This is a genomic window from Thermocrinis albus DSM 14484, assembly GCF_000025605.1.
Lineage (GTDB): Bacteria > Aquificota > Aquificia > Aquificales > Aquificaceae > Thermocrinis > Thermocrinis albus.
On the sequence record NC_013894.1, the window covers coordinates 655,755 to 678,769 of the forward strand.

At 47.7% G+C, this 23,015-nt stretch carries 19 protein-coding genes and 1 tRNA gene; 16 read left to right on the forward strand and 4 right to left on the reverse strand.

Annotation, left to right across the window (positions count from 1 at the left end):
• The first annotated feature begins 38 nt into the window (after window positions 1–38).
• Entirely contained in the window at window positions 39–2,483 is a 2,445-nt protein-coding gene (locus THAL_RS03475) for an ATP-dependent Clp protease ATP-binding subunit (protein ID WP_012991730.1), read from the forward strand.
• Here the strand turns inward: THAL_RS03475 and smc are convergent.
• A complete protein-coding gene (gene smc / locus THAL_RS03480; RefSeq protein ID WP_012991731.1) occupies window positions 2,434–5,931 on the reverse strand; it encodes a chromosome segregation protein SMC in 3,498 nt (1,165 codons plus the stop codon). The genes THAL_RS03475 and smc overlap by 50 nt on opposite strands.
• Before the next feature lie 36 nt (window positions 5,932–5,967).
• Between smc and THAL_RS03485 the strand changes: the two genes are divergently transcribed.
• The 15 genes from THAL_RS03485 (at window position 5,968) to THAL_RS03555 (ending at window position 21,270) form a co-directional block, all read left to right on the forward strand.
• Window positions 5,968–6,408, forward strand: coding sequence for a hypothetical protein (locus tag THAL_RS03485; RefSeq protein WP_012991732.1), 441 nt, complete (start codon window positions 5,968–5,970; stop codon window positions 6,406–6,408).
• On the forward strand, window positions 6,405–7,751 hold the full coding sequence (gene hslU / locus THAL_RS03490) for an ATP-dependent protease ATPase subunit HslU (protein WP_012991733.1): 1,347 nt from the start codon (window positions 6,405–6,407) through the stop codon (window positions 7,749–7,751). Before THAL_RS03485 ends, hslU begins: the two co-directional genes overlap by 4 nt.
• The gene (locus THAL_RS03495; RefSeq protein ID WP_012991734.1) at window positions 7,751–8,215 is read left to right on the forward strand and encodes a hypothetical protein; all 465 of its coding nucleotides are present in this window, start codon (window positions 7,751–7,753) and stop codon (window positions 8,213–8,215) included. Before hslU ends, THAL_RS03495 begins: the two co-directional genes overlap by 1 nt.
• A 1-nt stretch (window position 8,216) precedes the next feature.
• A complete protein-coding gene (locus THAL_RS03500) occupies window positions 8,217–8,912 on the forward strand; it encodes a uroporphyrinogen-III synthase (RefSeq protein WP_012991735.1) in 696 nt (231 codons plus the stop codon).
• A 22-nt stretch (window positions 8,913–8,934) separates the two neighbouring features.
• Entirely contained in the window at window positions 8,935–9,735 is an 801-nt protein-coding gene (lpxC, locus tag THAL_RS03505; RefSeq protein WP_012991736.1) for a UDP-3-O-acyl-N-acetylglucosamine deacetylase, read from the forward strand.
• 9 nt (window positions 9,736–9,744) lie between these two features.
• Entirely contained in the window at window positions 9,745–10,296 is a 552-nt protein-coding gene (locus THAL_RS03510) for a 4Fe-4S dicluster domain-containing protein (RefSeq protein WP_012991737.1), read from the forward strand.
• On the forward strand, window positions 10,289–11,860 hold the full coding sequence (locus THAL_RS03515; protein ID WP_012991738.1) for a S1 RNA-binding domain-containing protein: 1,572 nt from the start codon (window positions 10,289–10,291) through the stop codon (window positions 11,858–11,860). Before THAL_RS03510 ends, THAL_RS03515 begins: the two co-directional genes overlap by 8 nt.
• A gap of 2 nt (window positions 11,861–11,862) precedes the next feature.
• A complete protein-coding gene (locus THAL_RS03520) occupies window positions 11,863–12,150 on the forward strand; it encodes an HU family DNA-binding protein (RefSeq protein ID WP_012991739.1) in 288 nt (95 codons plus the stop codon).
• Window positions 12,151–12,223: transfer RNA gene (locus tag THAL_RS03525), tRNA-Pro, on the forward strand. It abuts the gene before it with no gap.
• A gap of 20 nt (window positions 12,224–12,243) precedes the next feature.
• Entirely contained in the window at window positions 12,244–12,882 is a 639-nt protein-coding gene (locus tag THAL_RS03530) for a hypothetical protein (protein ID WP_012991740.1), read from the forward strand.
• A 1-nt stretch (window position 12,883) separates the two neighbouring features.
• On the forward strand, window positions 12,884–16,216 hold the full coding sequence (locus THAL_RS03535; RefSeq protein WP_012991741.1) for a translocation/assembly module TamB domain-containing protein: 3,333 nt from the start codon (window positions 12,884–12,886) through the stop codon (window positions 16,214–16,216).
• Between the two features lie 25 nt (window positions 16,217–16,241).
• Window positions 16,242–17,105, forward strand: coding sequence for a hypothetical protein (locus THAL_RS03540; RefSeq protein ID WP_012991742.1), 864 nt, complete (start codon window positions 16,242–16,244; stop codon window positions 17,103–17,105).
• Window positions 17,086–18,180: an HD domain-containing protein gene (locus THAL_RS03545; RefSeq protein ID WP_012991743.1), complete on the forward strand. Its 1,095-nt coding sequence runs from the start codon at window positions 17,086–17,088 to the stop codon at window positions 18,178–18,180. The genes THAL_RS03540 and THAL_RS03545 overlap by 20 nt, the downstream gene beginning before the upstream one ends.
• Entirely contained in the window at window positions 18,149–20,044 is a 1,896-nt protein-coding gene (locus THAL_RS03550) for a transglutaminase TgpA family protein (RefSeq protein WP_012991744.1), read from the forward strand. Before THAL_RS03545 ends, THAL_RS03550 begins: the two co-directional genes overlap by 32 nt.
• 23 nt (window positions 20,045–20,067) lie before the next feature.
• A complete protein-coding gene (locus THAL_RS03555; protein WP_012991745.1) occupies window positions 20,068–21,270 on the forward strand; it encodes a class I SAM-dependent methyltransferase in 1,203 nt (400 codons plus the stop codon).
• Here THAL_RS03555 and THAL_RS03560 read toward each other — a convergent pair.
• From THAL_RS03560 to THAL_RS03570, 3 genes are read right to left on the reverse strand one after another with little or no spacing between them, the layout of a single operon-like run.
• The gene (locus THAL_RS03560) at window positions 21,221–21,988 is read right to left on the reverse strand and encodes an ABC transporter ATP-binding protein (RefSeq protein ID WP_012991746.1); all 768 of its coding nucleotides are present in this window, start codon (window positions 21,986–21,988) and stop codon (window positions 21,221–21,223) included. The genes THAL_RS03555 and THAL_RS03560 overlap by 50 nt on opposite strands.
• The gene (locus THAL_RS03565) at window positions 21,985–22,422 is read right to left on the reverse strand and encodes a pyridoxamine 5'-phosphate oxidase family protein (RefSeq protein WP_012991747.1); all 438 of its coding nucleotides are present in this window, start codon (window positions 22,420–22,422) and stop codon (window positions 21,985–21,987) included. Before THAL_RS03565 ends, THAL_RS03560 begins: the two co-directional genes overlap by 4 nt.
• 3 nt (window positions 22,423–22,425) lie before the next feature.
• On the reverse strand, window positions 22,426–23,004 hold the full coding sequence (locus THAL_RS03570) for a CDP-alcohol phosphatidyltransferase family protein (RefSeq protein ID WP_012991748.1): 579 nt from the start codon (window positions 23,002–23,004) through the stop codon (window positions 22,426–22,428).
• Window positions 23,005–23,015 lie beyond the last annotated feature (11 nt).

A 23,015-nucleotide genomic window follows, 5' to 3' on the forward strand; every position in this document is an offset into this window, starting at 1 on the left:
CTCCACTATCTTTATATCCTATAGGAGAGGTAAAGGCCATGTTTGAGAAGTTTACTGAAAAGGCTCGACAAGTTATCCTGCAAGCAAGGGAAGAGGCCCTTGAACTGGGGCACACTTACCTAGGTAGTGAACATATACTGCTTGCCCTTATAAAGGACGAAGATCTGCCTACCCTCATCCTTTCCCGTTTTGGTCTCACACCCGATAGGGTAAGAAAGGCCATAATGGGTCAGGTGACGAGGGGAAGTAACTCCGGAGAGGTTCTCTTTGCTCCCGATGCCAAAAGGGTCCTTGAGTTCGCGGTGGAAGAGGCCCGTATACTCCATCATCAGTTTGTTGGTCCCGAACACCTTCTGATAGGCGTAGTGAGAGAGAAGACAGGTCTTGGCGGAAGGATACTGAGGGGATTTGGCTTGGATGAGTACTCGGTGAGGAGAGAGGTGCTACAGATACTGGGAGAGCTTCCTCCTCAGGAAAGCGTTAAGTACGCTCCCACACCTAACCTGGATAGGTTCTCAAGGGATCTTACCCAGATGGCGAGAGAGGGTAAACTGGATCCTGTCATAGGAAGGGACAGGGAGATAGAGAGGGTCATACAGATACTGGTGAGACGTAGAAAGAACAACCCGGTTCTTTTGGGTGATCCGGGCGTAGGTAAAACAGCTATAGTGGAAGGTCTGGCTCAAAGGATAGCGGAGAGGAGAGTTCCCGAACCACTCCTTAACAAGAGGATAGTGGCTCTGGACCTGGCAGCTCTTGTGGCAGGCACCAAGTACAGAGGTCAGTTTGAGGAGCGCCTTAAGAACATACTGAAGGAGTTGGAGAAAGCTCCCAACGTGATACTTTTCATAGATGAGATTCACACGTTGGTGGGTGCAGGTTCTGCGGAAGGTTCTATAGATGCCTCCAACATGCTTAAACCTGCTTTGGCAAGGGGAGAAATACAGGTTATAGGTGCCACCACCTTGGATGAGTACAGGAAGTACATAGAGAAGGACGGTGCTTTGGAAAGAAGGTTTCAACCTGTCCTTGTAGAGGAACCTACGGTAGAGGACACCATACAGATCCTTTATGGTCTCAAGCCCAAGTTTGAGGAGTTCCATAACGTAGAGTACACACCGCAGGCTATAGAGAAGGCGGTGATTCTTTCGGAGCGCTACATTACCGAAAGACATCTCCCCGACAAGGCCATAGACGTCATGGACGAAGCCGGCTCCCTTGTGAAGCTGAGGGCTTACCAGTTACCTCCTGAGCTACAAGAGTTGGAGGAAAGAATAAAGCAGATAGAGGCTGAGAAGGATGAGGCAGCCAGTGAACAGGACTACGAGAGGGCAGCGAGACTCAGAGATGAGGAGCTGAGATTGAGGGCCAAGCTGGAGAACCTTAAGATGAAGTGGAAACAAGAGATGGCCCACAACAGACCTAAGGTGACGGAGGAGGACGTGGCGGAGGTGGTAGCACGCTGGACAGGTATACCCGTCAAGAGGGTACACGAGAGCGACATGGAAAAACTCCTACACATAGAGGAGGAGCTCAAGAAGAGGGTGGTAGGACAGGACGAAGCCATAAAAGCCGTGGCTAGGGCTATAAGAAGATCACGGGTAGGTCTCAAAGGCAGACACAGACCTATAGGTGTGTTTCTGTTCTTAGGTCCTACAGGTGTAGGTAAAACGGAGACGGCTAAGGCACTGGCCGAGTATCTCTTTGGTACAGAAGACGCTCTCATCAGGTTCGACATGTCAGAGTATATGGAGAAACACACCGTCTCCCGCCTTGTAGGTGCACCTCCCGGTTACGTAGGTTACGAAGAAGGTGGGCAGCTCACCGAAAAGGTACGTAGGAGACCCTACTCTGTTCTTCTCTTTGACGAGATAGAAAAGGCTCATCCAGATGTGTTTAACATATTCCTACAGATCTTCGATGATGGAAGACTCACCGATGCTATGGGAAGGACAGTAGACTTTTCCAACACCATCATCATCATGACTTCTAACCTGGGTGCCAGGTTGATAGTGCAGGGTGGAAAGATGGGCTTCGAGCAAAAGTTCGGCATGATAGACTTTGAACAGATGAAGAAGAACGTTTTGGAACAGGTAAAGAGAACCTTCAGCCCCGAGTTTCTCAACAGGTTGGATGAGATAATCGTGTACAGGCCTCTGGAGAAGGAGGATATAGTGAAGATTCTGGACCTGCAGGTGGCGGAGATCAACAGGAGCCTTACCGACTGGGGTGTAAAGGTCAAACTCCACAAGAGCTTTGTAGACTGGCTCATAGAGAAAGAGTACAAACCTGAATACGGTGCGAGAAGCATAAAAAGAGCTCTTCAGCGCCACGTGGAGGATCTCCTTGCAGAGGAGCTCATAAAAGGTAACCTGGCAGATGTGGAGCTGGTGGAGATAAAGGTAAAAGATGACAAACCTTACATAAGGCCTATCAAGAAGAAGGAGAATCTGGAAGCTCTTGTGAGCCAACCATCTGAGTAATGTTCCTGAGGGGGAACACGCGAGACGTTCCCCCTCTGCTGGATACACCTATGAGTCGGTGGGCGTAGGAGGCCAGAACTTCCCTGAGGGTCACCACTATAAACTGGGCATACGAGGATCTTTCTCTGATTAACTCTCCTACACGGCGCGCGTTGACCTCGTCTAAATGAGCATCCACTTCATCAAAGTAGTAGAATATGGACGGTCTGTACTCCTGTATGGCAAAGATGAGAGAAAGAGCGGCGAGAGTTTTTTCTCCTCCCGATATGGCCTCAAGATACTGTACCTCCTTTCCTCTAGGCTTCACCACCAGGTGAATACCTCCCGACAGGGGATCCTCCTCCTTTTCCAGAACCATGTAAGCGGTTCCACCGGGCGACAGCTGGGAGAATATCCGGCGTAAGTTTCTGTTTATGCTGTTGTAGGCCGACATAAAAGCTTTCAACTTCTTGGTATCTAACTCCTCTATGAGGCGTATTATGGATTCCTTCTCCTCCTTAAGTTTACTGTACCGCTCTTGGTACTCTTGATGCCTCTCCTTATACTCCCTGTAGTCCTCTTCTGCCTTCATGTTGATACTTCCCAAAGCCTCCAGTTTGCTCTGTAGTTTCTGAAGTTGGTCACGCAGTTTTTGGAAACTCTCCTGTACTTCAAAACCTTCGCCTTCAAAACCCAACTCTCTAAGTCTACCTTTTATCTCCTCGTACCTTTCTTCCCAACGTACCTTCTCCTTATCCATTTGGTGAAGTTCCTCCTCCTTCTTCTCCCTCTCCATCCTCAACATACCGAGGAACGAAGTAAGCTGTCTCAGTTCATCTTCCAACGCATCCTTCCTACGATACATCTCGTAAGCGGTAGAGTTAAGCTCTCTCAGTTGTTCTTCTAATCTATCCCTTTCAGTTATGAGAGCCACCTCCTCTTCCTCTAAGCTGTTCCATCGGGAAGAGACCTCCTCTAAGGATACTTCCCTTAGACCTATCTCCTTTTCCAGAGTTTGGATCTCTGCCTCCAGCTGCTGTAGCTTCAACTTCAAAGAGAAGATCTCCTCCCTCTTTCTCTCTATCCTTTTCCTCTCTCTCTCGTAATGCTGGCGCAGTTCCTCTATTCCCGAACTCCTGTAGTGCTGTAGAATATCGGACCTCCTCAACACTAAGTTGTCCAGCTTCTCCCTAAGGGTGGGTATCTCTTCCTCCAAACTCCTCTTTTCCAACAGGAGCCTTTCTTCTTGTTCCACAAGATGACGCATGTACTCCTTCCCTTTGGCCAGCTTTATCTCCAACTGTTTTATCTTCTCAAAGGTCTCCTTATCCCTCTCCTGAAGTTCTTCTATCTTCCTGCGAAGTATGTGGATAACCCCTTCTTTCTCCAGAACCTCTTTCCTCAAGGTGGATACCTTCTCCTCCAGTTCCACAAGAGCTCTGTCATCCCTCTCCTTCCTCTTAAGAAGTTCCTCCAGCTTCCTCCTGTAGGACTCTGCCCCTAGATACCCTCCGTAATCTGTATACCCACCCGTTATTATCCCGCTTTTCTCAAAAAGCTCACCCTCTAAGGTGACCATACGGTACAGACCTATTCCTATGGCTTTTGCCCTTTCGTAATCTTCTACCACGAGGGTATCTCCAAAAACGAACTTTATCGCTTTCTCCACACGGGGATCGTACTCTACCAGTCTTATGGCAAAGTCTACGTATCCCCGCACACGGGGATAGGGAGGAAGTTGTACATCCCTTATCCTCTTGAGAGGTATAAAACTCATTCTACCTCCCTTGAGTTCCTTAAGTCTTCTGATACATTCCTGAGCCACGTCCTCATCTTCCACAATGACGTAGGACAACCTTGATCCCCCTGCCACCTCTATGGCTCTTATGTAAAGACTATCCTTAACCCTTATAAGATCAGAAACCCTCCCATACACACCCCTTATGTCCTCAAAGGGAAGGTGCGTCAGCTCCAAGTCCCTTATTTTGGACTCCAGGACAGCTATCTCCTTCAGAAGATTCTCCCTCTCTTCTCTCCTTTTACGGAGATGATCCTCCAGATCTGCCAGTTCCCTCTTCTTGAGGATCACCATCTGTTCCTCTTTTTGGAGCATTTGGATGAAGTTTTCCTTCTGTAAAACAGAGTCTTTGGAGCCTTCTTTGAGGGATTCTAACTCTCTTTCTGTGTTTTGCAGTTCCTCTTCTAGTCTCTCTATCCTTAGCTGAATGTCTTTTATCTTTATCTCCAGCTGAGATAACTGATCCTTCTTGTGACGCAGTGTCCCTTCCAGTTTCTTTATGCGTTCCTCCACGCTTTCCAGTTCACCGAAGGATGCCTTTAGGAAGCTCTCCTTTTCCTGAAGGGTCTTCTGTAGTTCTTCCAACATAACTTCGTCCTCTGTTAGTTCCTCTTCCCTTTGGATGAGTTGGTGAGCCAGATCCTCCTTCTCTATTCTTAGTCTGTCGGCGTCATGTTTCAGGTGTTCCAGCTGACGTTCCAGTGTGGTGCGCTGATCCAAAAGTTCCTCCTTGGTCCTGGCGATCTGTTGAAGGCGGTTACTTATACTTTCCAGTTTCTGGCTTAGCCTTCCCACCATCTCTCTGTGAGGCAGTAACTTTTCCCTAAGCTCCTTTAGTTTCTCCTCCAATAGGTTTAACTCTCCTTGTTTTTCCTCCTCCTGCTGCCTTAAGGAGGCTAACTCTTCTCTCAGGACCTTCTCCTTAGATTCAATGGTTTCCAGTTGGGTTTTTATCTGCTGGGCTTCCTTAACCAGCAACTTTATCTGAAGCTCCCTCCTTCTTTCCTCCAGCTCTCTGTACTCTTCCAACTTCCTCACCTCTTCCTTCAGTTTCTCCATGTGTACTTCTAGCTCATCCATGAGAAGTCTTAACTCCCTTATCCTCAACTCCACATCTCCCAGATCTGCCAATGCTTTCTGCTTTTTCTCCTCGTACTCACCAACTCCAGAGATCTCCTCTATCAGTTTTCTACGCTCCACAGGTGTCATCTTCACAAAACGCACCACATCACCCTGGAGAACCACGTTGTAGGCATTTTCGTATATACCTGCCGCAGCCAAAAACTCCTTCAGGTCCTTCTCTCTAACCCACTGACCGTTTATACGGAACACGCTCCTCCCATCGGGATAAACCTTACGGGATATCACCACATGAGAGTCCTCTGTAGGAAAAGCTCCGAAATTGTTAAAGTGTACCTCCACATAGGCGTAAGGTGCCCTCTGTCCATCCTTTGTGTGGATGAGATAGGATAAGTTTTTGGCCCTCAGCATCCTGGCTGTGGCTATACCTAAAGCAAAGGATATGGCGTCTCCTATGTTGGACTTTCCCGAACCGTTTGGCCCCACTATAGCGGTAAAACCCTCTCCCAGAGGTATCTCCAATCTGTTCATACCGTAGGACTTAAAACCTTCCACTACTATCTTCTCTATGTACCCTTTAGTTTCCTTCATTGCAGACCTTTTGACAGGGTATAATTTTAAAACCATATGGAGTACTTTTTCTTTCCCGACGTTTATGCGGACCGACAGCTGATAGATTACTACGTACTTGTTTTTAATCTAAGATCAGAAAGTATGGTGAGACTTGTGGAACGTGACGGGCGTAGGTACATTGTGGACATCTACGACTGGGAATCCTTTAAGAGAAGTGCCTACAACGTGATCTTATACGAAATGGGAGATGAGATAGGAAGATTTGAGGACATAGAGACAGCTCTTAGGACCGCTTACCGTATGGCCTATACAGATGCTGTACGCCTGAACCCGAAGCGAGTAGAACCCTCCTTGGGAGTAGGTGCGCCTCCCATAGACGTGATAAAGAGGGTGTTTCCTGTAGAGTTCTCGCTGGATCCTTTCCCCGCCGATCTGGACGCCTTTTTGGAAGAAGTGGTGAGAAGTCTTAACGAAACGGGAGAGCTGGAACTATGACCAAAGATATAACGGATCTCCTTGAGGAACTTACACCAGCGCGCATAGTGGAGGAGCTAAGCAGGTACGTGGTGGGACAGGAGGAAGCCAAAAAGGCGGTAGCTATAGCTCTCAGAAACAGGTGGAGGAGGCAGAAGCTACCCGAGCATATAAGGGACGAAGTGGCACCCAAGAACCTTCTGATGATAGGACCTACCGGGGTAGGTAAGACCGAGATAGCCCGTAGACTGGCCCAACTCATAAAGGCTCCTTTTGTGAAGGTGGAGGCTACCAAATACACGGAGATAGGTTACGTAGGAAGGGACGTAGAGTCCATGGTGAGGGAGTTGGTGGAAGTTTCCTACCAGATGGTTAAGCAAGAGAAACTACAGAGTGTGAGAGAAAGAGCGCGCAGAGCTGCTGAAGAGAGAATCCTGGACTACCTGGTACCCCAACAGCTTAGCTTCGGTCATAGATCTCCCCAAGATCTCAGCAGGCGCGAGGCAATAAGAGAGAAACTGAGAAGTGGTGAGTTGGACGAAAAGTACGTGGAGATAGACGTGCAGGAAAAGATGCCACCCATAGTGGGTATAGCTGGACCTCCGGGTCTTGAGGAGTTGGAGGAACAGATAAGGAACATGCTGGGTGGCGTTCTCAGTGGAAGGAAGAGAAGGAAAGTTAAGGTTAAGGAAGCATTACACCTTCTGGAGCAGGAGGAGGCGGAAAAACTAATAGATCAAGAGGAAGTAGCACGAGAGGCCATCTACAGAGCGGAGAACTTTGGCATCATATTCATAGACGAAATTGACAAGATAGCCATAAAGACACCGGGAGTCGGTCCAGGAGTTTCCAGAGAAGGTGTTCAGAGGGACCTTCTTCCTATAGTGGAAGGTACAGTGGTTAAAACCAAGTACGGCCCCGTCAGGACGGATCACATCCTCTTCATAGCGGCGGGTGCCTTTCATATGTCTAAGCCTTCGGACCTTATCCCCGAACTTCAGGGTAGGTTTCCCATCCGTGTAGAACTAAAGCCTCTCACCAAAGAGGACTTTAAGAGGATCTTGGTGGAACCTAGAAACGCCCTCACCAAGCAGTATATAGAACTTCTGAAAACGGAGGGAGTACAGCTGGAGTTTACCGACGATGCCATAGAAGCTATAGCTCAGCTGGCAGAAGAGGTCAACAACAGGATGGAGAACATAGGAGCCCGGAGACTTCACACCCTTATGGAAAAGCTTCTGGAAGACATCTCCTTCAACGCTCCAGAACTCTCCGGACAGAGGATCATAATAGATGAACGTTTCGTAAAGGCAAAACTGGAAGGGCTTGCTAGGGATGTGGAAGTCTCCAAGTACATACTGTGATGCAACAACTTTGGTTTTTCCTTAAGAGGCTGGAGGAGATACTGAATCTTCAGTACAAGAGTGTCAACATAGTACTCTACGCGGGTGGTAAGTTCCCTTTTTCTCCCTCGGCAGTACTGGATATTCTCCGTTACAGCTCTGAGGCTGTTGATCTCCTGGTGGAGCTAATAAACGCCCTTGATCTTCTTGATACGGAAGCCGAAAAGAAACACGTACTGGGTTTAGCCATAGACACCATGTCCTGCATGGAGATCCTGATACCCTCCGTGGAATCTTTTTCTTCCCTTTTGATGGAGCAAGGCTTTTACGAAAAAACGAGAGAGCTAATAGATCTGCTTCAGGAAGCACTTCTCAGTATGGACGAGGAGCTTTTAAGAGAAGTGTTGAACTTGATGAGCGGCCTATCGGCCCTCCTTAAGTACAACCTTTACATAGTTTCTCGTTACTCTAACTTAATGTCCTAACATGCGTGTTCTCATCACGCGCCCCCACGAAGAGGCTCAGAAGGACAGAAAGCTTTTGGAAAGGGAGGGTTTTTCAGTAGAGGTTCTACCTCTGATACGCACGGTTCCTCTGGACTTTACAGTTCCGGATGAGGAGTTCCAGTTTGTGGTGTTTGCCAGTCCGAGAGCTGTGGAGTACCTTCTGAAAAAGTGGAGACCTAAAGGTGGCGAGAAACTGGTGGCGGTAGGAGAGAAAACCAAGAGAAAACTGGAGAGTATGGGGCTGAAGGTATGGGCGGTGCCTCAGGAAAACACAGCGCGCGGTCTTGTGGAACTTCTGAGAGGTCACAGTGGTAAGGTATTACTACCTAGATCCGCATCAGGGCGGGAGGAACTTATAGAAGGTTTGAAGGGAGGGAACCTCCTCCTCTTTCCTTTGGATGTGTACAAAACAGAGATAATCCTTTACGAAAAGGGGAAGGTCTCAAGAGCTCTGGAAAGAAACCATGTGGTGTATCTTGCCAGTCCTTCCGCAGTGCAGGGACTTTTGGCAAATTTGCAAAAGGACCAAAGTCTACACCTTCTCAAAGACAAAAAGGTGGTGTGTATTGGAAAAACTACAAAAGAAGAGTGGCAGAAGGAGACCGGTCTGCCCGCCTTAGTCCTCCCCAAACCCTCTACAGAAGCCCTCATAGAACTTCTGAAGAATTTGGTATAAAATTTGCAAAATCTTAGGAGGGATGAGGCAGAGGACCATAAAGGAGAGTATAGTCTTTGAAGGTGTAGGTCTTCACACGGGAGAGCACTGCAAGATCCTTTTACATCCTGAGAAAGAAAACACAGGGGTGAGGTTTTTGGTGAAGGGTAAATACATACCAGCCCTTTACACTCATGTGGTGAGTACCGATCACTCCACCGATCTAGGTGATGGGAGTAGAGAGGTGAAGACGGTAGAGCACCTTATGGCGGTCCTCTATCTTTTGGGTATAGATAACGTAACTGTGGAGGTTCAGAAGGGTCAGGAAGTGCCAGCCATGGACGGTAGCGGTTTTTACTTCTACAAACATCTCAAAACAGCGGTAGTGGATTTGAATGCCGACAAAAAGGTCCTTTATGTCAAACGGATCATCAGAGTGGACAACTGCTGTGCCAGTGTGTGGGTACAACCTGATGAAGACTTCAGAGCGGTCTACGTAGGTTATTTGGAAGGATTCTTTGATGAGAGAAGTGTGGAGTTTGACGGGAACATCAGAGACATAGTCTTTGCACGTACCTTCTGTTACGACCATCACCTTCCCCTTCTCAGAAGAAAAGGGCTTGCCAGAGGCGGAAGCCTCAAGAACGCCGTCCTCCTAGGAAAGGGTTTTGTGTACAACAGAGAGGGTCTTAGGTCCGAAGACGAGCCCCTCCGCCACAAACTGTTGGATCTTATAGGTGACGTGGCCCTTATAGGGAGAAGGCTGATAGGTAAGGTGGTCTCCGTAAGGGGTGGGCATACCCTAAATCACCAACTACTGCTGGAACTTTCCAGATGCTTATAATTGATACCTATGCCTTTCCAAAGACCTGTTATGATCATAGATGCCGACAGATGTGTGGGATGCCTCTCCTGTGAAGTGGCTTGTCTTCAGGAGAAGGGGCTTTATCAAACTAACATAAGACCTATGAAAGTTCTGAGGCTGGAGGGTTTTACCGACACAGCGGACAGCCTCTTTTTACCTATGAACTGCTTTCACTGCGAGGTGGCTCCCTGTGTGCTGGCCTGTCCTACCAGCGCCATGAGGAAGCGTCAGGACGGTATCGTATATCTGGAAGAAACCCGTTGCATAGGTTGTAAAGCTTGCATAATAGCATGCCCTTATGGAGCAATAACTTTTAATCCGGACACCATGAAGGTGGAAAAATGCGACTACTGTTACAGAAGGGTAGATAAAGGTCTGTTACCTTCATGTGTTTCTAAATGCGTCACCAACTGTCTTTACTTCGTACAGGTAGAAGAACCTCCCAGAGAGCGACATATCATCAGAGGTTACGGCAAAGATATCTACCGTGACCTTTTTTCTTTTGCTATAATAGAATCCTCTGGAGGAAGTAATGGGTGAGTTTGAGAAGCTTCTTGAGGACTTGGGAGAAGTAAGAGAACTGAGGAGGGGGGACGTAGTTAAAGGAAGGGTGGTAAAACTGGACGAAAGAAACGCTTATGTGGACATAGGTTTTAAAGTAGAGGGCATTGTACCCCGTGAAGAGCTTCCTGAGACTATAAAGGAGGGTGATGAGATAAAGGCTGTTTTCGTAAGATTCACCAAAGCCGGCTCTCCCATCCTGTCCTACCAGAGGTACGTAAAGGACAGACTTATAAGCTTTCTCAAAAACGCCTTTGAGAAGGGTAAGTTTGTAGAGGGAAAGGTGGAGGAGAAGACGGAAGAAGGTTTTGTAGTGAACATAAGTGGTCTGAAAGCTTTCTTGCCAAAAGAGGACGCCAGGAAAGGGCTCAAGGTAGGTTCTCGCGTAGTGGCCAAGATAAAACAACTGGTGCAAGAAGGAAAGGATCTTAAGGTGGTCCTTTCGGAAAGGGAGTACCTTGAAGTACGGAAAGAGGCTAAAAAAGAAAGGCTCCTCAAAAGACTCAAGGAAGGAGACGTTATCTGGGGAAGGGTTATAAAGATAGATCCGGAAAAAGGTATAACCCTGCTGGTACAGGGCGTCTTAAGGGCTTTCCTTCCCAAAGAAGAACTCTCTTGGGGCAGAGACAAAAACCCTTACAACTATGCGGAGGTAGGTGAGAGGCTCAAAGTAAAGGTCAAAAGGATACCCAAAGATGGTCAGTTCATATTCGTGAGCCTAAGAGAACTTAAGGAAAATCCCTGGCTTAAGATAAAGGATACCCTCAAGAAAGGAGACAAGGTAGAAGGAAGAGTGGTGGAGGTCAACGAGAAAGGTCTCGTAGTAGAGCTATCAGAAGGTGTGGAGGGTTTTGTCCCTAAGAGTGAGATTTCCTACGACGGGACTGTACCCAACAAGGGTGACCGCATTTCCGCCATAGTTTTGGATCTGGATGTAGGAAAGCGCAGTTTGATCTTAAGCATAAAGAGAGCCCTTCCCAAACCTTGGGAGGAGTTCCTCAAGGAACACCCCGTCGGCTCCAAGGTGGTAGGTAGGGTGGAGAAGATAGAGGGTGCCAGCGCTATAGTGGATCTAGGTAAGGTGCGTGGCATCATTCACAGAAGCGATCTTTCGTGGACCAGACCGGGTAGGATAGAAGAGGTGCTAAAAGTAGGTGAAGAAAGGGAGTTTGCTGTACTGGGTTCGGAAGGAAGATACATAAAGCTGGGTATAAAACAGCTCACCCAGAATCCTTGGGACATAGTGGCGCAAAGGTACAAGGTGGGTGATCGTGTAAAGCTGAGAGTGAGGTCACTGCACACCTTCGGAGCCTTTTTGGAGTTTCCTGAGGGTATAGATGGTCTGCTGCCTATATCTGAAATGTCCAAGGATACCAAGTTGGAAGAAGGCCAAGAGGTGGAGGTGAGGATAATAGAGCTCGTTCCCGGCAACAGGATAACCCTCAGCATGAAGGAAGAACAACCTGTGGAGGAGATCATCACTCAATCTTCGGAAAGCGGTTTTACCTTAGGAGATATCCTCAGAAAGAAGCTTAAGCTCTGAGTATGACCAGAAGGAGGGTGGTAGAAAAATTTCTGCAGAACAACCCTGGGTTTTCTCCCACTTTAGTGGGGAAGGCCCTCAACCTGATGTTGGAAGAGATCATCTGTGCTTTGGAGAAAGAGGGAGTGGTGAGAATTCAGGGGCTTGGAACTTTCAGACTGGACAGAACAGCGGTAAGGAAGCTGAGGGGAAAGGTTTATCCTTCTAGGAAAACGGTGAGGTTCAAACCCAGCAAACTTCTTCTGTCTGCGTTGAAGATGGGTACAAAAAGTAATAAAATAAAAACATAACGGGGTGTGGCGCAGGCGGTAGCGCGCTGGCATGGGGGGCCAGAGGTCACGGGTTCAAGTCCCGTCACCCCGATTTAAAAAAGGAGGACAGATATGGTGGTGCAGCTGGGTCCAGTACAGCAAGATGTGGAGACTTTGGTCACCCGTGTCTTCATGAAGTCCCTGGACGTTCTGGGGGGGTTGTCCAAGTTGGTGGAGTACAGAACCCTGACGTGGCTTCCTTCTCTGGCACGCGCTGCCTACGCTGTTGTGCTAAGAGAAGAGTACTTTAAAACAGAGGAGGAGATAGCTCAGCAGGTAGGACTCACGAGACAGACAGTCCGTAACATTCTCAGGGCGGATCCGGCTCTGGCTCTTGAGAAGATAAGGAGGTTGGAGGAACTTCTCCAGGAGGAGCAGAAGGAACTCAAGGTTCACACGGCAGGTGGTATAGCCAAGTTGGCCTACAAGATGGTTAAGGAAGGGCAGGAAGAGTCCAAGATGCTCATGGAGTACTGTGAGAGAGTAGCCGTAGCTCTGGATATACCCTGGGCCTACATGACCCTCAGGAGACTCAAAGGTGTTGATTTCCCCATTCAGTCCTCCCAGGACATAGCAGACAGACTTACAGGTGTTTATATAAAGGGTAGACCTGCTCAGGAGGTTATGGCTGAGCTAGAGTATCCCATAAAGAACCCTGCGGAACTTCTTCACAAGATAAAGGAGAACCTCAAGATGCATGGCATAGAGTGATTTGAGGTACGTAGGTTACATACTTCTTCTCGCTCTGTTTGCCTATTTTCTCTTTGTTAAGCCCTTTTTGAAACTTAGTTTACACTTAAGTGACGTGGGTTTAGGAAGGGGAGGGTTTTACGTTGGTGAATTCTGGTTTCAGGTAGACGGCTGGCAAGGTGATGTCTACTTTGTGGGTGTGAAAGGTCTGTTGTTGAATCCTCCTTCGGTGAAGGTAAAAGAAGCCAGGATAATTGTGGTAGGGTTAAAACCCAAACCTCCGAAACCCTTTCAGTATAACTTCGGTCCCCTTTTGAGACGCTTGCAACAAAAGGATGTTTACATAGGTGCTCTGTACGTTTCTGTTAACTCGGTACCCCATAAAGAGAGTTACACCGTGGTGGTGAAGGATGTTTTCCTAAAGGATGGGACGATAAGGTCGGGAGACTGGTCCTACCTTTACATCCTCCACCAGAACAGTACGGACCTTATGAGTATACTGGTGGATGAGGCGTACCTCAAGGAAGGAAAAGTGTATGTGGAGAAAGCAACGGTAACCTCTGACAGGTACACCTTCGCGTTAAGGGGTGTGTGGAACGGTATGGATGGTAGTTTCAGCATACAGGGTTATGTAAAAGGTTACACCGGTACCCACGTTACGGTGGATGATGTAAAGGTGAGGGCCACAGGTTCCTTCAGCTACACCCATGTGAGAGCTAACATTGATCTTTACTGCCCCATGGTGTTCTACAAAGATATCTATTACAGGAACATATACGGGAAAGGAGAGTACCTCTATCTCTGGCACAAAGAGAACAAACTGTACGGAAATCTCTATTGGGAGAGTTCAAAGGCTTTGGTAAACTATGATCTTCATACCCGAGTTATGGCGGTGTCCTTTCAGCACCTGCCCGTGTACGGAGGTGTATGGACGGGGGAGCTAGTATGGCACAGGAAGACAGGGGGTTTGGACCTCATCGCCTTCAGCCCATACCTTATGAAGGACAAGGTGTCTCTTGAGGGTGTCCAGGCTCACCTCTCTTTAGAGAAGGGTTTGGGAAAGTTCCGACTCACCTCCCAAAAGCCCACTGTGGATCTCAGCGGAGATTTTTACGGGAACCAGGCTCAGGGTAGTGTTCTGCTGAAGGACTACCTCCTTCAGGAGGGGGAATTCCGCTCTCATCTTACATGGGTAGGTTCGTGGAGAAAAGTGGGTGATACCCTCTACCTTTGGGGAGACGGTAAGCTAACGGATCCTTCTTACAATACCGTAAACCTACCTCCTGTAAACTTCCATCTTGACCTTCATGGGAACACGTACAACATCTTTGCTCAATCAGAGGGTTTAAGTTTGGAAGGTGGAGGCTCATTAACTGATAAAAGTTTCAAAGGTAACGTGTTTCTTAAAGGGTTTTCCCTTAACACCCCCTCCGGTGTGTTCCGAAACCTTACGGGCAGTATGAAGGTGGAATGGATCAACGGAAAAGGTACACTGGTGGGAAAGATTACGGGAAACGCTAACTTTGGGACACAGGAGGCTTTCTTTGACGGTCATATAAGCATCGGTAACCTTTCTGGTAACTGGGAGGGATTGGTACAAGCACATGTTGGTGGTTCTTTTGGTGATGGATCTGTGGAAGCGAGACTTCATAAAAACATCTGGGACTTTGTGTATAACATAAGGGGACTGGGAGAGGGAAGAGGGTTTTACAAACCTCAGGAAGATCTTCTTACCGCATCCGGCAAAGTTAAGGTAGAAAGAAGTGGCTTCTCTTTGGAAGGGAACTACCAACTGTTATCTGGGAAGGGAACCACTCACGTGAGATTGAAAGGTGAAGGCTCCTATTGGGGCGCCCGTTTTCCTTTACTTCTGTCTTTGGAGAGAAGCAACAACGGTTTGAAGGGTTATGTAGAAGGTTTCAAAATTCGTAAGGGCGTTCTCTGGCTGGATATAGGATCCATAAAGTTGGCGGAAGGAGGTTCTCTTCTTTGGGAAGGAATGAAGGTGAGTATAAACTCCCATATGGTCCTCTCAGTACCTGAGAGGGAGGGAAGCTATGATCTTACAAACTTTACTTTTCGGTTCCCTCAGTTGGAGTTTACGGGCCTCCTTTCTGGTAAAGGGAGCCTTTTCTATAGTAAAGAGAAAGGTATCAGTGCCTATCTTAACGGCAGGGCGAACCTAGGTTCTATCTCGGATCTGGTGAGAAGTAAGCTACCTGCCTATGTAGAGGGAGTGGTAAGTTTCCAGCTAAACTACGCAGGAGATCTTGAGGTACATCTCGTGTCGGACGGCCCGTTGACGGTAAGATCACGATTTTTAGGTAGCTATCTGCAAGGACCTTTAGATGTTACTTACAAAGACAGAGCTGTGACGGGGCGTTGGCAACTGGAGAATGGGTCTTCCCGGCTTCTGATGGTACTGTCGGGAAAGGATAAAAACTTTGCGGTGAGGTGGTATGCCAAGAAAATACCCGTCGTATACAGATTACAGAATGTTTTTTCCTCCATGCTGGTGGATGCAGACGGTGAGGTGAAAACGGACCTCTCCAGTTGGTACATAAAGGGGGAGGCAAAGATAGGTGGTTCCCTTTACATCTCTAAAGCTCCCCAAGGAAGGAAGGTGCCACCTCCTACATGGGCCGACAAATTTCACCTTGACCTGAAAGTTTCCTCATACGAACCCATCAGAGTGCAGATACCGGAAGGTTACATCCTCACCCGGCTAAAATCCAGTGTAAGTGGCACATGGCGTCAACCTTCCTACCGTGTAGACCTTAAACTGACGGGAGGAGAACTCAGATACTACGGTAGAAGATTCGTGGTGAGAGGGGGTAGTTTCACTTTAACTGACAAAGAGAGAATTATGGATCTCAGTATAGCCTCATCCGGCCCAGAATACACCACAGTGATAGATCTGAAGGGAGATCCGGAATTTCCCAAGGTGATAGTAAGATCAGAACCACCGAAGGATCCCAAACAGGTGCTGGCGGATCTCCTGTTAGGTGGAGGATCGGGAGAGGGACTTATATCTCTTAACTCCGCTTTGGCAGCCAGCTTTCCTGAACTGGGAAGACTTCTTGAAAGTCCGGGAAAACTTTTGGGTACAGAGGTAAGGGTTAACGTCTCTCCTCAGGTGGGTTCTTCGGGAGAGGTAGGTGTAAGAATACGTGTTTCTAAGGAGCTGTCCCAAAGGGCCGAGGTGGAATACCAGCAGAGCACCCTCAAGAACCCTCGGGAGACTTTCGGAGGCGCAGAGCTGAAGCTCATTCCTCAGAGTTCCATAGGAGGAAGGTTTTACTCGGATAGATCAAAAGAGGTCAGAATTCGTGTGAAGGGTAAGTTTGACTTTTAAAAAGATAGAAGTTAACTTTTTTGTCATGCTGGAGATAAGGGAGCTGGACAGACTTCTCAGTCTTTTTCTGGAGGTTATGGACGATCCTTCCAAAAAGGAACTCCTCCTTTACCTTTTGTGCTACGTGCAGATAGCAAGGAGAGAGGGTAGTGGTACGGTAGAGTTGGACGAACTTCTTTCCTGTGCCTACAGGAACTTTAGAACCTCCAGAAGCTTTTGGAAGGACGTTCTTGTAGAGTTAAATCTCTTTAAGATATGGGATCTTTACGGAAACGTGTACAAGGGTAAAGATATATACAAACTGTCAGAGAGCGGTGTTTACCTTATGACCCTTGAGGGTAGTTACGCTCAGGATATATCTTCCTTTGGTCACAGAGTACTCAAATATTGGAACATCGTCAACAGATTGGACGGTAGGAGGTCCTTGGGAGAGACTATAAAGGCATGTGTTTTTGCCTTTAACGAGGAGCTCTATCAAGAAGCCGCCCTCTATGCAGAGTTACAGAAAGAGAGAGTTCCTCAGGAGGCATCCTTCTTCTCCCTAATAGAAGAGCTGTGCAGAGCCTCTCTCACCAAGAAAAAGGAAGATATCCACGGTCATCTGCTAAAAAGTTACAAACTGGCAAGAGAGTTGGGAGATGTTTACTACGAGGTAAATATACGTAAGCTGAGGGAAGATATCCAGAAGGGTATAAAACGCCTCCAAAAAAACCAGGACCCTGGCAAGATAAAGATAGAGTTCGTGTGGAAAAGAAATAAGAGGAGTTTCCTATCCTACCTGTGGGAGAAGATAACCCGCTGGTACAGAAACTGGAGGAGAAGAGAACCTCTCAGGGCCACAAAACCTTATGTGAGCATCATGAAGGATTATGTTCAAGGAGTTTTCTGATCCTCTTTACGGTTCTATAAGGGCCTTTAGTCATGAGCTTAAGCTTATAGACACACCCACTTTTCAGAGACTTAGGTACATAAAGCAGCTGGGTGTAACCTATCTGGTGTTTCCATCTGCACAACACACACGCTTTGAGCATTCCTTAGGCACTATGGAGCTGGCAGACAGAATGTACAGGGGCTTTGGTCTCAAGGACGAAAGAGAGCTACAGCTGGTTAGACTGGCAGGGCTTCTTCATGATGTGGGCCACCCGCCCTTCTCCCATACCACAGAGGTGCTTCTGGGAGACAGAAGCCATGAAGATGTTGGCAGAAGAAAGATTCTGGAGGGAGAGATATACCATATTCTGCGTCGCGAAGGATTCTCTGACGAGGAGATAAAACTGGTGTGCCATATGGCCTTTGGAAAGGACAGTGTAGTAGGGGGTGAGCTGGGAGCAGACAGAATGGACTATCTAATGAGAGATGCCTACTTTTGTGGTACATCTTACGGCTTCTTTGATAGGGACAGGATACTTAATCATCTGGTTTTACTGGAAGGTAAGAAGGCGGTGAGAAAGAGCGCATTGAGGGCTGTGGAGAGCTTTTTCTTAGGAAGGTACTTTATGTACCTTCAGGTATACTTTCACCGAGTAGTTAGAATCCTCAACATACATCTTTTGGATCTGTTGAAGGAACTTATAAAGGCCGGGGACTTAAATAAGGAGGACCTAGAAAACTTAACAGACGCTCATCTCCTGACCCTCATACTGAAGGACCCTAACAGACCTTCCGTGAGGAGACTCTTTAACAGGGAACATTATAGGGAAGTTGTATCCACCGAAGATGAAGATTACTTTGAGGCGGTGAAGAAGAGACTTCTGGAACGCTACCCGGAGGAGAAGCTAAGGTTTGATATAGCCCACAAAAAGCCCCTGGATCATAACCTGTGGATAGAGGACGAAGGTAAGTGTAGGTCTCTTACGGAGCTGTCCTACCTTGTGTCCCATCTTAGGGACATTAAAATAATGCGAGTGTACGCAGATCCCTCCATAAAGAACGATGTGGAAGAGTTTATTAAGAAGATACTATAAGACCAAGTTTCTCTCCCTTGCCCTTGTTTACATTACCTGCGGTATAGCGGTTCTGTCTTTGCTTAGTGCCGCAGATTTTCCTGTATGGCTCTTGTTTACCACCCTTTTCCTTACCGGCCTTTTGATGGAGGTAAGATCTCGCCATCCCATCCGAAGGTGGGTACTTAACACGGTAGGCGTTCTTTTCTCCCTATATTTTCTCACAGGGATAAGGTGGGAAAATATCATCAAACCCCTCTCTCACACAGTTCTCCTCCTGATAGCCATAAAGTCCCTTGAGGAAAAGAAGCCAAGGGATATGTACCAGATACTTCTTCTGGGACTACTGGGTGTAGCCCTCTCCACCCTCTACAACATAGGTCCACTCTTTCTGCTGATATTCCTGCTGTTTCTCTTTCTTTCTCTCTCCTCTCTGGTGGCGGTAAATCTCTACAGAGAGATGGGAGATGCAGAATTAACACAGGAGGATCTTTTAGAGTACGCTAAGGTGTCCCTCTTCTTCGGGATAGGGGTTTTTCTTTTGTCAGTACCTTTCTTTGTTCTTTTACCCAGGAGTCCCACGCCTCTTTTAGATCTCTGGGGTAGAAGAGAGGGGCTTAGGACGGGACTTGCCAACAGTGTGGAACTCAACAAGGTAGGTATCATACAGCAGGATAACTCGGTGATACTAAGAGCTTACGGACTTCCCAAAGGTATGAAGGATCTTTACTGGAGAGTGCAGGTCTTTGATACCTACAGAAACGGGACGTGGACGAGAAGCCCCTACACTCCTGTGTATCCTTTGAGAAACGCTCCCGGCATCCCCTATACGGTAGTTTTGGAACCCACCTACGATAGTTATCTGCCCGTTTTAGACTATCCTGTGGGACCGATACGCATTGAAGGGACTGCCTACTCCGTTAGGTTAGAGAAAGGTACAGTACTGCGCCTATCGGCGCCCATCACCAAGCCTATAAAGTACACCATCTCTTACTCTCCCGTAATGTGGCCTCAGGATCCACCTCAACCCTATACGGAGGTTCCCGAAGACATCCCACCCGGTATAAAAGAACTGGCCCGCAGACTCGCCAAAGATACGAAAACCGACATGGAAAAAGTTAAAAGAGTTGTAGATTACTTTTCTAAAGGCTTCAGCTACAGTCTCAAGTTGGAGAGTTATGAAGGGGATCCCCTTGAGTACTTCCTCTTTGTCTCCAAGAAGGGTAACTGTGAGTTTTATGCCAGCGCCACCGCCTTACTGCTAAGATTGATGGGGGTGCCGGCCCGTGTGGTGGGGGGATTCAGGGGTGCTGTATGGAACGAAATAGGGAACTATTACATAGTCACCAACGCTATGGCACACGTGTGGGTGGAAGCTTACGTAGATGGCCGTTGGGTTAGGGTGGACACCACACCTCCGGCCCTACCCCCCAATATTCCTGAAGTCTACAAATTCATGGATGCTATCGTAAGCTTTTGGTACAACAACGTGGTTGGTTTCTCCTCTGAGAAGCAGAGGGAGCTTTGGGTAAACTTTGTGAGGAAGGGTACAAACTGGGAAAGCTGGAAAGCTTTCCTTACGAAAGCGTCTTTGCTGATGGCTTTCCTTCTCCTCCTTTACTTTGGCCTCAGACTGTACACCCACCACTCACCTACACCCGAAAAACTCTACAGAGATCTCTGCCGAATCCTTGGCGTAGAAGGTTACCTTCCGGAGGAAGTCATAAGGCTGTATAAGGATACCGAGTTGTATCCCTATGTGGAGTATGTGGTTAGACTCTATCAAAGGTACAAGTATTCTCCCTATCGCATCTACGAAAGTGAACTTAGGGAGGCAAAAAGGGCTCTCCTCAACATTCGCACGAGGAAGAAGAGTAAGGGATAAATTTTTATGTGGGGGTGGGTGGCATGCAAGCGTTACGAGAGATGGTGGAAGGTCTTTCCGAATTTGTACCCGGTGGTATCACCGTTGAACTTCCCGGAGGGACACGTGTAGGTGCAGGTAGTTGCAGAGTAGTGATAAAAGACGATAGAGTCCTGAGGGACATACTGAGGGATCCTGAGATGGGTTTTGGTGAGCATTACATGAAGGGTAACTTAGCGGTGGAGGGTGATCTGGAGAGTTTCCTGAGAGGGTGTTTCCTGTACCTACAGAGAAAGAAGGAAGAGAAAAACCTCGGGTTTGACCTGATGAGGGCTCTTCTGAGAATGCTGGGTCTCATACGCAGGTGGGAGGAGAGGGAGGTAAGAAAACACTACGATCTTGGAAATGAGTTTTACAGTTTGTGGTTGGATAGTTCCATGACTTACTCATGTGCTTTCTTTGCCAGCCCCGGTATGACATTGGAACATGCCCAGCAGGAGAAGAGGAGGATCATATACGAAAAACTACAGCTTACGGAGGGTGACACCCTTCTGGACATAGGGTGCGGCTGGGGTTCCATAATAACCGAGGTGGCTACCCTTTATCCTATAAGAGCGGTAGGCATAACCCTTTCCAAAAATCAGTATCAGTACGTAAAGGAGAAGATACTACAAGAAGGTCTGGAGGGTAGGGTGGAGGTGTATCTGATGCATTACGAAGAGCTTCCCAAATTAGGCAGGAAGTTTAACAAAGTGGTGTCCGTTGGTATGTTTGAACACGTGGGAAAGGGCAGACACAGGAAGTTCTTTCAGGTGGTGAGCGATATACTGGAGGAAGGTGGACTGTTTTTACTGCACACCATAGGTAAGGTGCATCCATCTTCCCAGAGCAGATGGATAAGGAAGTACATATTTCCCGGAGGATACATACCCTCCATTGAGGAGATCCTCAGGGCGTGTGAGGGTCTTGGCTTTAACCTGATAGATATAGACGACTGGAGGATCCATTACTATAGAACCCTTAAGGAATGGAGAAAAAGGTTTCATCAAAACAAAGATCATGTGATATCCCTTTACGGAGAAGAGTTTTTCAGGATGTGGGATCTTTATCTGACCGCCTCTGCTGTTTCTTTCTACGTGGGTAGCAACCACCTCTTTCAGTTCCTCTTCTCCAAGGGTGTGATAAACTCCTACCCCGTTATGAGGAGGGTGTTTCTGCAATCTCCCGTAGCATCCCACTCTGTATAAACTCCACAACGAAGGGATCTGTGGATCGCAGGAAGTCCTCCCTGCTACCCGTAGCCACTACCTCGCCTTCTTTTAGGAGCATGAGGCGGTCCGATATACTGAAGGCAGATACAAGATCGTGAGAAACCACAACGGCTGTTGCTCCGGTTTTTTCCCTCAGATCCAAGATAAGTCTGTCTATCAGTCTACTGGTGATAGGATCTAGTCCCGACGTTGGCTCGTCGTATATGATGATCTTAGGTTCTGTGGCTATAGCCCTCGCTATTCCTACCCTCTTTCGCATACCACCCGACAGTTCGGAGGGGAAGAGATCCATGACCTCCTCCCCCAGACCCACCAATCTGAGTTTTTCCAAGGCTATCCTTCTGAGCTCCTCTTCCTTCATCTTACCGCGCTCTAAGTAGAAGAACACCACGTTTTCCCATACACGCAGACTGTCAAAGAGAGCAGCACCCTGGAAAACATACCCTATCTTCCTGCGCAGTTGGTCCAACCGTTGCGGATTTAGAGAGTTTATATCCTCTCCGAATATCTTTACTATGCCCGCCGTGGGTTTCCAGAGACCTACCAAACACCTCGTTATGGATGTTTTTCCACTTCCGCTACCACCTATTATGGTAAATATCTCTCCTTCTTTTACATAAAAGCTCACTCCCTTTAGTATCTCCCTTCCGTTGATAACCTTCCGAAGATCCTGTACCTCTATAACCAAGTTCATAGGTTTTTCAGGGCTTCCAGCACGGCTGCGTCCAACTGGGACGCCTTTAAGAGGTCTCCTGTGTGAACAAAGGGTATGGTGCCTGTTATAGTGCCGCCTGGGAAGAGGTTATTCTCCACCCTCTCCACCGACAGTTCAAAGACAGACACAGGAAACTTAACGCTTTCTATTTTCTCCTTAACGAGCTTTGCAGTTCCATAGCAAGACAGAGCCTTATCTTGGGCTATCAGCATGATACAAGCTTTACCTGTTTGCTGTAAGTTTTTGCTGCTGGTGGCGTTACTGCTGAGGGCTATGCGCAGTGTCCTCTCATCTACCGGATAAACCCAGGTGAGAAAGGTAAGATGCACGTTACCATCATTATCGCAGGTGGCCAAAATGGACGGGAACACTCCCATGTCCCTCATAAGATCTACCATGTCCCTCGGTAGCATTCCTTACCTCCTTTCGGTGAGTTTCCTTAAAGTATAAACCCTCTGAAGTATTGTTACCGTGGAACCCACCGAAAGGATAATGAGGGTCAACGTTAGCATATCCAACACCAGACCCGTCAAAAACAGTATCCAACGCTCCGGCCTTTCAAAAAGCCCTACGTTGATGTTAAAACCTAGTCCCTCAGCCCTTGCTCTGGCGTAACTGACACCAAAGGATGTGATCATGGTGGTGAAAGAAAGTAAGAGGAGGAGCTTACTCTCAGAGGACATGGCTATGGCCACCATGGGTGCAGCGTCCGAGAGTCTATCCAAAAAAGAGTCCAAAAAGGCACCGAAAGGGTCCCTCCTACCGGACCTTCTGGCCAGTACCCCGTCTAACATGTCCATCGTGGCCCCTAAGGTCAGGAGAAGTACCGCCGGAAGTTTCTGCCCTGCGTAAAGGACGTAGGACCCTGCACACACCAGTAAGAAACCTGTTAGGGTTATGCTGTTGGGTGTTACACCTAGACGATGCAGTGTTTCCACCAAAGGCCCAAGACCTTTCTCTATGTAGGGTTTGAGTTCTCTTGTTAGATAACTCATTCCGTCTCCTT